Raw genomic sequence first — 13709 nt, forward strand, 5'->3', positions numbered from 1 at the left:
CGCGCATCTAGCGTCGAGGGCGACCCTCCCCGACCCGACCCCGGAGCGCCATGACCCCCCTCGCCCCCACCGCCCCCACCGCCCTCGCCGGCGGCACCGCCCCCGCACCCGCCCGCGCCACCACGGAGGCGTCCGCATGAGGGTCACCGACACCAGCGACCTGTGGTGGCGCGCCGCCGTCTACTACAACCTCGACGTCAAGACCTTCATGGACTGGGACGACGACGGCGTCGGCGACCTCGAGGGCCTCGCGCACCGGATCGACTACCTCGCCGAGCTCGGCGTCGGCTGCCTCTGGCTCGCGCCGTTCTACTCCTCGCCCGGCAAGGACAACGGCTACGACATCAGCGACTTCTACGGCGTCGACGAGCGCTACGGCCACCACGGCGACGTCGTCGAGGTGATCCGCACCGCGCACGACCGCGGGATGCGCGTCATCGTCGACCTCGTCGTCAACCACACCAGCGACCAGCACCCGTGGTTCCAGGCGGCGCGCTCCTCCCCCGACAGCCCCTACCGCGACTACTACGTCTGGCGCGACGAGCCGCCGGCCGACCAGCCGGCCAACGTCTTCCCGGACGTCGAGGACGGCGTCTGGTTCTTCGACGAGCAGGCCGGGCAGTACTACCTGCACAACTTCTACCGGCACCAGCCGGACCTCAACACCGACAACCCGGCGGTGCGCGACGAGATCGCGAAGCTGGTCGGCTTCTGGCTGCAGCTCGGGGTCGACGGCTTCCGCGTCGACGCGGTGCCCTACCTGATCGAGCCGGGTGCCCGCGACGAGCACGAGTGGCTGCGCCTGCTGCGCCGCTTCATCAGCCGCCGCTCGGGCGAGGCGATGCTCCTCGGTGAGGTCAACACCACCCGCGACGAGCAGCTCGCCTTCTTCGGCGGCGAGGACGCCGACGAGCTGTCGATGCAGTTCGACTTCATCGGCAATCAGCGCCTCTACCTGGCGCTCGCACGGGAGGACGCGACGCCGCTCGTCGAGGCGATCGCGAGCCGCCCGCCGATCTCGGTCGGCAGCCAGTGGGCGAACTTCGTCCGCAACCACGACGAGCTGACCCTCTCGCAGCTCACCGACGACGAGCGCGACGAGGTCTTCGCCGCGTTCGCGCCGGAGGAGTCGCAGCGGATCCACGGCCGCGGCATCGTGCGCCGCCTCCCGCCGATGCTCGACGGCGACCCGCGCCGCATCCGGATGGTCTACAGCCTCCTGTTCTCGCTGCCGGGCTCGCCCGTCCTCTACTACGGCGAGGAGATCGGGATGGGCGAGAACGCCGACATCCCCGGCCGCAGCGGCGTCCGCACGCCGATGCAGTGGACCTCCGCCGCGAACGGCGGCTTCTCGCGCGCCGAGCCCGGCGACCTGATCGCGGCCCCGCCCGTCGGCGGCTTCGGCCCGGAGCACGTCAACGCCGCCGCGCAGCTCCGCGACCCCGGATCGCTGCTCGCGCACATCAAGGGCCTCGCCTGGCTCTACCGCCGCTCCCCCGAGATCGGCTGGGGCGAGTACACCCACCTCCCGGCCGACCAGTCCTGCGTCTTCGCGCACCGGATGTCCGCGTCGACCGGGACGACCGTCGCCGTGCACAGCTTCGCCTCGAGCCCGCGCACCGTGACGATCACGCTCCCCGACTCGGAGCCGGGGTCGCGCCTGGTCGACTCCCTCGGCGGCGAGTCGCAGCCGATCGGCGACGACGGCACGGTCACCGTCGGCATCGACGGCTACGGCGCCCGCTGGTTCCGCGTGGTGACGGCGGAGTCGCGCCGCCTGGTCTGATCCGGAAGCGCGACTGGTCCGATCCGGGAGCGCCGACAGGTCCGATCCGGGAGCAGCGGCAGGAGAGGTCAAGCCCCTTCTGAGCGCCGAAGTGCCCTGCCTACCGTCGAAGGGCGGGCGACGAGGTCCGCACCGACTGCTCCCGGAAAGGTACGACCGCATGTTCTTCCACCGTCAAGAGCTCCAGTTCAAGTCCTCCCCCTCCAAGCCCGACGCCGTCTTCGCCCGCCGGTTCCAGGAGGTGCTCGGCGGACAGTACGGCGAGATCACCGTCGCCATGCAGTACGGCTTCCAGGCCTGGAACGCCCACGAGCCCGGCAAGTACCGCGACCTGCTCTACGGCATCGGCGCGGAGGAGTTCGGCCACGTCGAGATGATCGCGATCATGATCGCCCAGCTGCTCGAGAAGGCGCCCGTCGAGCAGTCCGAGGACGCCATCAAGAAGGACCCGGTTCTCGGCGCGGTCATCGGCGGCACCGACATCCAGGCCGCGATCGTCGCCGGCGCGGGCGTCCGCCCCGTCGACAGCAACGGCAACCCCTGGCAGGGCTCGTACATCACGGCGAGCGGCAACCTGCTGGCCGACTTCACCGCCAACGCGAACGCCGAGATGCAGGGCCGCCTGCAGGTCGCGCGGCTGTACCACATGACCGACGACCACGGCGTGCGGGACCTGCTCTCGTTCCTCCTGGCCCGCGACACGATGCACCAGAACCAGTGGATCGCCGCCGCCGCCGAGCTGCGCGCGGAGGGCGCGGAGGACCTGCCGGTGCCCTCGAACTTCCCGCTCTCGAAGGAGGAGCGCTCGGTGTCGTACGAGTACATCAACTTCTCGGACGGCGCCGCGGCCGCCGAGGGCAGCTGGGCGTCCGGACCCACGCCCGACGGCAAGGGCGAGTTCAGCTACCGCACGGCGAGCCCCGACGACGGCGTGCCGATGCCGCCGCCCACCCAGCCGGACGAGCGCTTCTACGGCACCTCGCCGAAGCCGAACATCGTCGAGAAGGCGGTCGGCGCCGTCAAGGACGCGGTGACCGGCAAGTAGCGCGCGCGGCCGCCGACGCCGGGAGGCGAAACGATTCGCGTCGTTTCGCCTCCCGGCGCTGTCGCAATGACCGGGGATGCACCTAGGCTGGCTGCGAATCGTTTCGCCTCACGACCCCGAGGAGTGGCATGGACGCCGCCGACACCGCCGCCAGCATCACCGCTGCCCCGCCGGCGCACCGCATCCTCGCGAGCGGCCGCCGCATCCCCGCGATCGGCGCCGGCACCTTCGGCTCCGACCGCTACGACGCCGAGACGGTCGGCCTCGCCGTCGAGCACTCGCTCCGCGCCGGCTTCCGCCTGCTCGACTGCGCCACCGTGTACGGCAACGAGCCGCGCGTCGGCCGGGCGATCGCCGACTCCGGAGTGCCCCGCGACGATCTCTTCGTGATGTCGAAGATCTGGAACGACGCGCACGAGCCCGAGGCCGCCGTCGCCTCGGTCGAGCGCTCGCTCGAGGACCTCGGCCTGGACGTGCTCGACGCCGTCTTCGTGCACTGGCCCTTCCCCAACCACCACCCGCCGCACGCCGAGACCGACGCCCGCGACCCGGAGGCGCGCCCCTACGAGCACGCCGCGTTCCTGCGCACCTGGGCGGCGCTCGAGTCGCTCGTCGACCGCGGTCTGGTCCGGCACCTCGGTACCTCGAACGTCACGATCGCGAAGCTCGAGCGGATCCTCGCCGACGTCCGCATCGCGCCCGCGCTGAACGAGATGGAGCTGCACCCCTGCTTCCAGCAGCCGGAGCTGTTCCGCTACTGCCTCGATCACGGCATCCAGCCGATCGGCTACTCGCCGCTGGGCTCGCCGTCCCGCCCCGAGCGCGACCGCGTCGACGGCGACCTCGTCGACATCGAGCACCCCGCCGTGCAGGCCATCGCCCGCGAGCGCGGCGTGCACCCGGTCGTCGTCTGCCTCGCCTGGGCCGTCAACCGCGGCCAGATCCCGATCCCGTTCGCGGTGAAGCCCGAGCAGATCGAGGCCAATCTCGCCGCCGCGTCGCTCGCCCTCACCGCCGCCGAGCAGGAGTCGCTGCGCGGCGCCGAGCGCAACAACCGGCTGATCAAGGGTCAGGTCTTCCTCTGGCCTGGCAGCGCGGACTGGCTCGACCTCTGGGACGCCGACGGCACGATCCCCGGCTGGGACGGCTACGGCTCCCCTGCGCTCTGAGATGGCGACGTACAAGGACCTGCAGCGGCTGACCGGGCTGTCGCTCTCGACGATCTCGAAGCACTACAACGGCCTGCCGGTGCGCCCCGAGAACGCCGCCGCGATCGAGGCGGCGGCCGAGCGGCTCGACTTCCGCGTCAACGGCTTCGCGCGCGGCCTGCGCTCGCGGCGCTCCCGCACGGTGGGCGTGCTGCTGCCGGCGCTCGACAACGAGTTCCACCTGTCGATCATCGCCGGACTCGAGCGGGCCCTGCGCGGCGACGGCATCGGCGTGCTGATCGGCGTCAGCCTGCCCGAGCCGGGCGCCGCCGTCGGGCTGCTGCTCGAGAAGATGGTGGACGGGATCGTCGCCGTCCCGACCCGGGGAGACGTCGACGCGCTTCGCAGCGCCTCCGAGCAGGGCACTCCCGTGGTGACGGTGGACTGGGTCGACGACGAGCTCGAGACCGATCGCGTGGTTCTCGACAACCGCGCGGCCGGCGCCTCCGCCGCCCGGCACCTCGCCGACCACGGCCACCGCGCGATCGCGGTGCTCGGCGGCGATCCGGACGTGTCGACCACCCGGGAGCGCACCGCGGGCGTCCTCGACGAGCTCGCCTCCCGCGGCCTCGGGCCGGCCGAGGTCGAGCTCGGCCCGCTGAGCGTCGAGAGCGGCATCGCCTCGATGGAGCGGATCCTCGCCCGCCGCGACCGGCCGACCGCCGTCTTCGCGAGCAACCGCGAGCTGACCGTCGGCGCGCTGACCGCGCTCGGCGACTCCGGCCTGCGCCTGCCCGCCGACCTCTCGATCGTCGGCTTCGACACCGTCGAGCTCGCGAGGGTCGTGCGACCGCGGCTGACCATCGTCGAGCAGCCGACCGACGCCATCGCCGCCGAGGCCGCCGCGCTGATCGAGCGCCGGCTCGACGGCAGCCCCGAGCCGTTCGAGACGCGCACCCTTCCGGGCCGGCTGATCGCCGGTGCCTCCGTCGCCCACGTCCACCACTGACATCCACCCCCTCACCGAGGAGCACCATGCTGACCACGACCCTCCTGCACCCCGAGATCCTGCACGCGCTCGCCCGCGCCGGCCACGGCTCCCGGATCCTGATCGCCGACGGCAACTACCCGGTCGGCACCACGCTCGGGAAGAACTCCGCGCTCGTGCACCTCAACCTGCGCCCGGACACGCTCACCGTCGACGAGATCCTCGAGGCGCTGCTGACCGCGATCGTCGTCGAGGAGGCGACCGTGATGACTCCCGCGCCCGGCCTCGACGTGCCCGCGCAGGACGCCTTCCGCGCCACCCTCGACGGCGTCCCCTTCGCCTCGGTCGAGCGCCACGCCTTCTACGCCGAGGCCCGCACCGACGACGTCGCCCTCACCATCGCCAGCGGCGACCGCCGCATCTACGCGAACCTCATCCTGACGATCGGCGTCCGCCCGGCCGACGCCTGACCGCGCCGCCTTCCGCCACCCACCCTCCAGAAGTTGCGGTAGTCGGGCGCGACTACCGCAACTTCTGAGGAGTGACGGCGGGTGCGGACGCGGCCCGCCGCCTGAGAGGGCGCGAGGCGTTCTCCGAGCGGACGTCCGTACTCTGAGCACCGTGGATCTGGACACCCTCCTCAACATCGGCCTCGTCGTGCTGTTCGTGCTCATCGGCGGGGTGTTCGCGGGCACCGAGATGGCGATCGTCAGCCTCCGCGAGAGCCAGGTGCGCGCGATCGAGGCGGGCAGCGAGCGCGGCCGGCGCATCGCCGAGCTGGTGCGGAACCCGAACACCTTCCTCTCGGCCGTGCAGATCGGCGTGACGCTCGCCGGCTTCTTCTCCTCCGCGTACGGCGCCTCGACGATCGCGCCGGACCTCGTGCCGCCGCTCGAGTCGCTCGGGCTGTCGAACGGCGCAGCCTCGACCGTCGCGCTGATCCTGATGACCCTCGTCATCGCCTACCTCTCGCTCGTGCTCGGCGAGCTGGTGCCCAAGCGCCTCGCCATGCAGAAGTCGGTCGCCTTCACCAAGGTGCTCGCCCCGCCGCTCAACACCCTCGCCCGCCTGATGCGCCCGATCATCTGGCTGCTGTCGGTCTCCACCGATGCGGTGGTCCGCCTCCTCGGCGCCGACCCGCGCGAGAAGGGCGAGAGCGTCTCGGCGGACGAGGTGCGCGACATGATCTCGAGCAACACCGAGATCGCCGAGGACAGCCGACAGCTGCTCGCCGACGTCTTCCGCGCCGACGACCGGCGGGTCGCCGAGGTGATGCGCCCGCGGCCGGACGTCGACTTCCTCCGCGGCGATCTGCCCGTCGCCGAGGGCTACGCGGAGGTGCTCGGCCGGCCGCACTCGCGCTACCCGGTGGTCGGCGAGAACCGCGACGACGTCCTGGGCTTCGTGCACGTGCGCGACCTGATGGCCGCGTTCCCGGAGGCGGGCCGCGACGGCACCGCGAGCAGCGTCGCCGACATCACCCGCCCGATCCTGGCGGTCCCCGGCACGACGAAGGTGCTCGCGGCCCTGCGCACCATGCGGCAGGACGGCCACCAGATCGCGGTCGTCATCGACGAGTACGGCGGGACCGACGGCATCATCACCCTCGAGGACCTGCTGGAGGAGCTCGTCGGCGAGATCTACGACGAGTACGACGGCGCGCGCCAGGACGTCGACGCGAAGGCCGCCGAGCAGCTGCAGGACCTCGACGGCGGCATGATCCTCGAGGACCTGGAGGAGCTGCTCGGCATCGAACTGCCCGAGGGGCCCTACGAGACGGTCGGCGGCTACGTGCTCGACCGCATCGGCCGAGTCGCCGTCGTGGGCGACACCCTCGTCGTCGGCGACCACGTGCTCCGGGTCGCCGAGACCGACCGCTACCGGATCTCGCGGGTCACCCTGACGCCGCAGCCCGCGTCGGAGCCGACCGCGCCGGTCGACGCCGACTGACCACGGGTCCGAAGGTCCGGCCCCGATCCGTCGCCGCCCCGCCCCGCCCCGAAGCGACCCCAGGCCCCGTCAGGGCAGCGGGGCCTCGACCCAGCGCGGCGCCGGCAGCCCGGTCGCGCCCGGCCGCGCGAGCCACAGCCCGCCCGCGAGCGGGTACCGCGCCCGCTCGTCCGCCGACAGGTCTCGCGAGGCCGACGACACGACGGCGACGTCGAGCGCCTCCCCCGCGAAGGCGATGCTGGAGGAGTGCGGCGCGTCGATCGCGATGCCCTCGCCCTCCAGACGGCGACCCTCGGAGTCGTAGACGCGCACGCCGCTCCCGCCCCAGACCGAGCACCACAGCCGGCCCTCGGAGTCGACGGTCATGCCGTCGAGGAAGACGCCCTCCTCCGGCTCGAGGAAGGTCTCGCGCGGGCCGTTCACCCCGTCGAGGTACGGCCGCCGGTAGACGACGCCGGACTCGGTGTCGACCGAGTACATCACCGAGCCGTCGGGCGACCAGCCGAGACCGTTCGAGAGCCGCAGGTCGTGGTCGAGGACGGTGACCGCTCCGTCGTGCTCGAGTCGCAGCAGCACGTCGTCGCCGACCGACTCGCCCAGCGTCAGCGAGCCGACGACCAGCCGGCCCTGCGGGTCGATGGAGCCGTCGTTGAAGCGGTGCCCCTCGGGCAGCAGCTCGGAGCCGCGGGTCAGCGAGCCGTCGACCTCCAGGATCGCCAGGCGGCGGGTGAGTGCGACGAGCACCCGGCCGTCGCCGAGGGGCAGCGCGCAGCCGACCTGCTCGCCGACGTCCGTGCGGGTGATCGCCCCGAGCCCGTCCGCGGTGAGCGGCGCCGACAGCACCGCGCCCGCCTCGATGTCCACCCAGGTCAGCCGGCCGGTCTCCCCGTCCCAGACGGGCCCCTCGCTCAGGACGTAGGCGGGCGTTCCGGCGGGTGTCGCATCGATCATCCCCCCACGCTACCCACCCCCTCGGCGCCCCGCCCGTCCCCCTCCGCGAGATGCCACTTGTGCACGCGACACGCCGTGAAAGGCGTGCACAAGTGGCATCTCGCGGAGGGGAGGCAGGCATGCACCCCGGGGATACACCCGGCAGGCGCGCCGTGGCAAGGGGTGCATAGCCCGGCGATGCTCGGGTCTATCGTCGTCTCGCCGCGTCCGGGACCGCGCGCATCAGCAGCGCAGCCGGGGCGACAGGAAGGCGCGAGCCATGTCCACCGACACCGAAGAGCGCGGCCCCGTCCGGAGCCTCGTCCCCGCCCGCATCGACCGGCTGCCGTGGACGCGGTTCCACTGGTCGATCGTCGTCGGCCTCGGCTTCTCCTGGGTGCTGGACGGCCTCGAGATCCAGATCGTCGCGAGCGCCGGCTTCGCGAAGGAGTTCGACCTCTCGGCCGCGCAGGTCGGCGTGCTCGGCACGGTCTACCTGGTCGGCCAGATCGTCGGCGCGCTGATCTTCGGGCGGCTGAGCGACCGGCTCGGCCGGCGCAAGCTCTTCATCCTGACGCTGGTGATCTACCTGGTCGCGAGCGGCCTCGCGGGCCTCGCGCCCAACTACCTCTTCCTCGCCGTCTTCCGCTTCTTCGCGGGGATGGGCATCGGCGGTGAGTACGCGGCGATCAACTCCGCCATCGACGAGCTGATCCCCTCGAAGTACCGCGGCCGCGTCGACATCGCGATCAACGGCACCTACTGGGGCGGCGCGGCGCTCGGCTCCGCGGCGAACCTCTTCTTCCTCAACGACGAGGTCTTCGCCGAGAACGTCGGCTGGCGCCTCGGCTTCTTCCTCGGGCCGATCCTCGGACTCGCGATCATCTACCTCCGCCGGCACATCCCCGAGAGCCCGCGCTGGCTGATGACCCACGGCCGCGAGGAGGAGGCGGAGCGCACCGTCGACGAGATCGAGCGCCGCGTCGAATCGGAGGGCGGAAAGCTCGAGCCGGTCGACGACTCGCAGGCGATCACCGTGAAGGCGACCGAGAGCATCCCGTTCCGCACCATCGCGCGGGTGCTGATCAAGCAGTACCCGAAGCGGACCCTGGTCGGCGCGACCATGATGATCACCCAGTCGTTCCTCTACAACGCGATCTTCTTCACCTACGCGCTCGTGCTGGAGAACTTCTACGGCGTGGAGCAGAACGCCGTCTCGTACTTCTTCTTCCCGTTCGCGATCGGCAACCTCGTCGGTCCGCTGGTGCTCGGCCACCTCTTCGACGTCTGGGGCCGGCGGAAGATGATCTTCCTCACCTACGGCGTCTCCGGGGCGGTGCTCGCGCTCTCGGCGCTGCTGTTCAGCATGGACGTGCTGACCGCGACGACCCAGACGATCCTCTGGTGCGTCTCGTTCTTCTTCGCCTCCGCCGGCGCCTCGAGCGCCTACCTCACGGTCAGCGAGATCTTCCCGCTGGAGCTGCGCAGCCAGGCGATCTCGTACTTCTTCACCCTCGGCCAGATCGCCGGCGCCGTCGCGCCCACCCTCTACGGCGTGCTGATCGGCGACGGCAGCGACCGCGGCCCGCTCACCGTCGGCTACTTCGTCGGCGCAGCGGTGATGATCGTCGGCGGCGTCGTCGCCCTGATCTTCGGCGTCGACGCCGAGCGCCGCAGCATCGAGAGCATCACCGAGCCCCTCTCCACGGTCCGCGACTGACCCGCCCCTCCCGCGGGATGCCACTTGTGCACACTTCTCACGGCGTGTCGCGTGCACAACTGGCATCTCGCGGCGGGGAGGGACGGGCGCGGGTCAGCCGACGTGGACGCCCGGGCGGCGCTCGCGGCGGGGCTCGGCGCGGCGGAGGACCTCGCGGGTGACGGGGGCGACCTCGCCGGTGCCGGTGATCAGGAAGCGGAACATGTTGGAGAGCGGGCCGCCCTCGGTCCACTCGAAGTAGACGTCCGGGACGACGCCGGTCAGGGCGCGGATCTCGAGCAGCACCGTCGCGATGGTGTTCGGGATGTTGCCGCTGGTCACCGTGAGCACGCGGAAGCCGTGGCAGACGCGCCCCTGCACCACGAGGTCCTCCTCGAAGTCGGACGAGTCGGTGGTGTGCACCTCGAGGAAGAGGACCGGGCCGCGCATCGGCAGGTTGCTGTCGCGCTGCTCCTCGGCCAGCTTGTCGCGGTACTCGCGCTCGGAGCCGTCGTCGGGCTCGTTCGCGAGGACGCGGATCACGCCGTAGTCGTCGGCGTCGGTGCTGAGGAAGTCGAGAGCCTGCGCGTCGAAGGTCACCGAGGTCGCCCGCAGCTGGAACGAGCGCTGCACCCGCGAGATCAGCGACACCACGAGGATCCCGAGGATGAACAGGCTCGCGATCCGCACGCCGTCCGGCCGCTCGACCACGTTCACGACCGTCGTGTAGACGAAGACGAGCGCGATCACCGCGAAGCCGACAGCGCGCTTGCGCTGCTTCTTGCGCTTGGCCGAGAGGAACACGGCGACGGAGGCGGAGGTGATCAGCACCAGCACGCCGGTCGCGTAGGCGCCGCCCTGGGCGTCGACGTCGGCCCGGAAGAGGATCGTGATCAGGAACGCGACGGCCGTGAAGACCAGCACCAGCGGGCGCACCGCCGCGGCCCACTGCGGCGCCATCCCGTAGCGCGGCAGGTAGCGCGGCACGATGTTGAGCAGCCCGGCCATCGCCGAGGCGCCGGCGAACCAGAGGATGCAGATCGTGCTGACGTCGTAGGCGGTGCCGAAGGCGTCACCGAGGTACTCGTGCGCGAGGTAGGCGAGGGCGCGGCCGTTGGCCTGCCCGCCCGGCTGGAACTCGGCCTGCGGGATCAGCAGCGTCGTCACGAAGCTCGAGGTGATCAGGAACGCCGACATCGTCACCGCGGCGGTGATCAGCAGCCGCTTCGCCCCGCGGATCCGGCCGACCGGGGCCGCGTCGGTGTCGCTCGCGTCGCCGCGGATCTGCGGCATCACGGCCACGCCGGTCTCGAAGCCGGACAGCCCGAGCGCCAGCTTCGGGAACACGATCAGCGCGATGCCGACCATGATCAGCGGATTCCCGTGCTGCGTCGTCAGCGCCGACCACCAGTTCCCGATCACCACCGGGTTCTCGGCGACGTGCGCGATCGCGACGACGATGACGACCGCGTTCAGCGCGAGGAACACCGCGACCAGCACGACCGCGATCGAGATCGCCTCCTTGAAGCCGCGGAGGAAGACGATCCCGAGCAGCGCGACCAGCCCCAGCGTCAGCGGCACCTCCGCGCCGTGGAACCAGGCCGGCGCGAACGGGTTCTCGACCGCGTGCGCGGTGGCGTCGGCCGCCGACAGGGTGATCGTGATCATGAAGTCCGTCGCCGCGAAGCCGAGCAGCACCAGCACGAAGAGCTTGCCGCCCCACCAGGGCAGCAGCCGCTCCAGCATCGCGATCGAGCCCTCGCCGCGGAAGCTCTCGCGGGCGACGCGGCGGTAGACCGGCAGCGCGCCGAACAGGGTGAGCAGCACCAGGACGATGGTCGCCAGCGGCGAGACCAGGCCGGCCGCGAGCGCGGCGATCGCGGGCTGGTAGCCGAGCGTGGAGAAGTAGTCGACGCCGGTCAGGCACATCACGCGCCACCAGGAGTGCGTCTTCTCGGTGGTGGAGTGCGGCCCGGGGTGCGCGCCGGAGTCGCTCCGCAGCCCCTCGAGCAGCCACGCCTTCACTCCGCCGCGGCGCCCTGAAGAGGTCGCTGAGGAGAGGGGCGAGGGTTCGAGGGCGTCGGCGTCGCCGCGGACGAGAGAGGAGGTCACTGGACGTGTCTACTCGGCGGAGGCGGCTCCGGAGCCGAGAACGCCCGGATCCATACGGTTCCCTAACGGGCAGTTCGCGGGCGGGCGGCCCGACGGAAGCGGGTCACCGCCGCGACGTGTGCACGAATAAGGCTGGATGGCCGGATCGGCCCGAGAACGAGGCGATCGCGGCCATCCAGCCTGAGTTGTGCACGGGGGCGGAGGCTTACTCCTCGACGACGATCGTCGTGATGACCGGGTTGCGGCGGTGACGGCGGGTCAGCCAGCGGCCGAGGGTGCGGGTGATCAGCTTCTCGATCGCGTCGCGGTCGGTCGGCTGGCCGGCGGCCTGGAGCACCGCGTCGTCGATCGCCTTGCTGGCGTTCTCCTTCCAGCTCGGCTCCTCGACAAAGCCGCGGGTGAAGAACTCGACCGGCTCACCCAGCGTGCCGCGGTCCAGGTCGACGATGGCGAGCACCGTGATGGTGCCCTCCTCGGCGAGGACGCGGCGGTCGATCATCGCGTCCTCGGTCGCGACGCCGATCGTGGTGCCGTCGACGAAGACGAGGTCGGCCGGGATGCGGCCGCTCATCCGCGAGCGCCCCTTGACGAGGTCGATCGAGACGCCGTCCTCGACGACGAAGACGTTCTTCTCGTCGATGCCGGTGCGCGTCGCGATCGCGGCGTTCGCCGTGAGGTGGCGCCACTCGCCGTGCACGGGCAGGACCGCGGTCGGGCGGAGGATGTTGTAGCAGTAGGCGAGCTCGCCGGCGCTGGCGTGGCCCGAGACGTGCACCTTGGCGTTGCCCTTGTGCACGACCGTCGCGCCCCAGCGGGTGAAGGCGTTGATGATCCGGTAGATCGCGTTCTCGTTGCCGGGGATCAGCGAGCTGGCGAGCAGCACGGTGTCGCCGGGGCCGATGTCGATGATGTGGTCCTTGTTGGCCATGCGCGAGAGCGCCGCCATCGGCTCGCCCTGCGAGCCGGTGCAGATCATCACGATCTGGGTCGCGGGCAGCTTCTCGAGCACCTTCATGTCGACGACGAGGCCGGCCGGGATCTTGAGGTAGCCGAGCTCGGCGGCGATGCCCATGTTGCGGACCATCGAGCGGCCGACGAAGGCGACCTTGCGGCCGTGCTTCTGCGCGGCGTCGAGAACCTGCTGGATGCGGTGCACGTGGCTGGCGAAGCTCGAGACGACGATGCGGCGCGGGGCGGTGCGGAAGACCTGGTCGATCGCGGGGGCGAGGTCGCCCTCGGAGATCGCGAAGCCGGGGACGTCGGCGTTGGTGGAGTCGACCAGGAAGAGGTCGACGCCCTCGTCGCCGAGGCGCGCGAAGCCGGGGAGGTCGGTGGTGCGCCCGTCGAGCGGGAACTGGTCCATCTTGAAGTCGCCCGTGTGCAGCACGAGGCCGGCCTCGGTGCGGATGGCGACCGCGAGGCCGTCGGGGATGGAGTGGTTGACCGCGAGGAACTCGAGGTCGAAGACGCCGGCGTCGATCCGGTCGCCCTCCTTCACCGGGCGGGTGCGCGGGGTGATGCGGTGCTCGGTGAGCTTCGCGGTGATCAGCGCGAGGGTGAAGGTCGACGCGATGATCGGGATGTCGCCGCGCTCCTTGAGGAGGTACGGCACGCCGCCGATGTGGTCCTCGTGGCCGTGGGTGAGCACGATCGCCTCGATGTCCTTCAGGCGCGAGCGGATCGCGGCGAAGTCGGGCAGGATCACGTCGATGCCGGGCTGGTTCTCCTCGGGGAAGAGCACGCCGCAGTCGACGATGAGCAGCTTCCCCTTGTGCTCGAAGACGGTCATGTTGCGACCGATCTCGCCCAGGCCGCCGAGCGGGGTGATGCGCATGCCGCCCTTCTCCAGCGGCTTGGGGGCGGGGAGCTCGAGGTGGTGGCGCGCGGGCTTGGCGGTTCTGGCGTTTCGCATGGGTGCTTTCCGGTGGGGGACGTGGCGTCGTGCTGGTGCGCGCGGCCCCCGCTTCGTGCGGAGCGCCTCGGCGCAGGTGGTCTGTGTGGTCGCAGCCGCCGGGTGGTTCCGGTGCTCTGCACGGCCTCGTCCGCGGTCA

Annotated in this window: 10 protein-coding genes; 7 read left to right on the forward strand and 3 right to left on the reverse strand. The window is 71.4% G+C overall.

Going from position 1 to position 13709, the window contains the following annotated elements; translation table 11 throughout:
- Positions 1-136: 136 nt before the first annotated feature.
- From MT355_RS18645 to MT355_RS18670, 6 genes are all read left to right on the forward strand, one after another.
- Positions 137-1786: an alpha-amylase family protein gene (locus tag MT355_RS18645; RefSeq protein WP_243600670.1), complete on the forward strand. Its 1650-nt coding sequence runs from the start codon at positions 137-139 to the stop codon at positions 1784-1786.
- A 160-nt stretch (positions 1787-1946) separates the two neighbouring features.
- Positions 1947-2831, forward strand: coding sequence for a manganese catalase family protein (locus tag MT355_RS18650; RefSeq protein WP_173251111.1), 885 nt, complete (start codon positions 1947-1949; stop codon positions 2829-2831).
- A gap of 128 nt (positions 2832-2959) precedes the next feature.
- On the forward strand, positions 2960-4000 hold the full coding sequence (locus MT355_RS18655; protein WP_243600671.1) for an aldo/keto reductase: 1041 nt from the start codon (positions 2960-2962) through the stop codon (positions 3998-4000).
- Position 4001: 1 nt separating this feature from the next.
- Positions 4002-4988: a LacI family DNA-binding transcriptional regulator gene (locus MT355_RS18660; protein WP_123448108.1), complete on the forward strand. Its 987-nt coding sequence runs from the start codon at positions 4002-4004 to the stop codon at positions 4986-4988.
- Between the two features lie 26 nt (positions 4989-5014).
- Positions 5015-5437, forward strand: coding sequence for an RbsD/FucU family protein (locus tag MT355_RS18665; RefSeq protein ID WP_243600672.1), 423 nt, complete (start codon positions 5015-5017; stop codon positions 5435-5437).
- Positions 5438-5588: 151 nt separating this feature from the next.
- A complete protein-coding gene (locus MT355_RS18670) occupies positions 5589-6917 on the forward strand; it encodes a hemolysin family protein (RefSeq protein WP_243600673.1) in 1329 nt (442 codons plus the stop codon).
- Positions 6918-6986: 69 nt separating this feature from the next.
- On the opposite strand, the gene MT355_RS18675 is transcribed toward MT355_RS18670, so the two are convergent.
- The gene (locus MT355_RS18675) at positions 6987-7868 is read right to left on the reverse strand and encodes an SMP-30/gluconolactonase/LRE family protein (protein ID WP_123448105.1); all 882 of its coding nucleotides are present in this window, start codon (positions 7866-7868) and stop codon (positions 6987-6989) included.
- A 259-nt stretch (positions 7869-8127) separates the two neighbouring features.
- Here MT355_RS18675 and MT355_RS18680 point away from each other — a divergent pair, with 259 nt between their 5' ends.
- Entirely contained in the window at positions 8128-9567 is a 1440-nt protein-coding gene (locus MT355_RS18680; protein ID WP_243600674.1) for an MFS transporter, read from the forward strand.
- 93 nt (positions 9568-9660) lie between these two features.
- Here MT355_RS18680 and MT355_RS18685 read toward each other — a convergent pair whose 3' ends face one another.
- Positions 9661-11475 (reverse strand): amino acid transporter, encoded by a 1815-nt coding sequence (locus MT355_RS18685; protein WP_243600768.1) that lies wholly within the window; start codon positions 11473-11475, stop codon positions 9661-9663.
- A 388-nt stretch (positions 11476-11863) separates the two neighbouring features.
- A complete protein-coding gene (locus MT355_RS18690) occupies positions 11864-13492 on the reverse strand; it encodes a ribonuclease J (RefSeq protein WP_207901707.1) in 1629 nt (542 codons plus the stop codon).
- Positions 13493-13709 lie beyond the last annotated feature (217 nt).

Origin of the sequence: Rathayibacter sp. VKM Ac-2929, from assembly GCF_022815495.1 — a bacterium.
GTDB classification, from domain to species: Bacteria; Actinomycetota; Actinomycetes; order Actinomycetales; family Microbacteriaceae; genus Rathayibacter; species Rathayibacter festucae.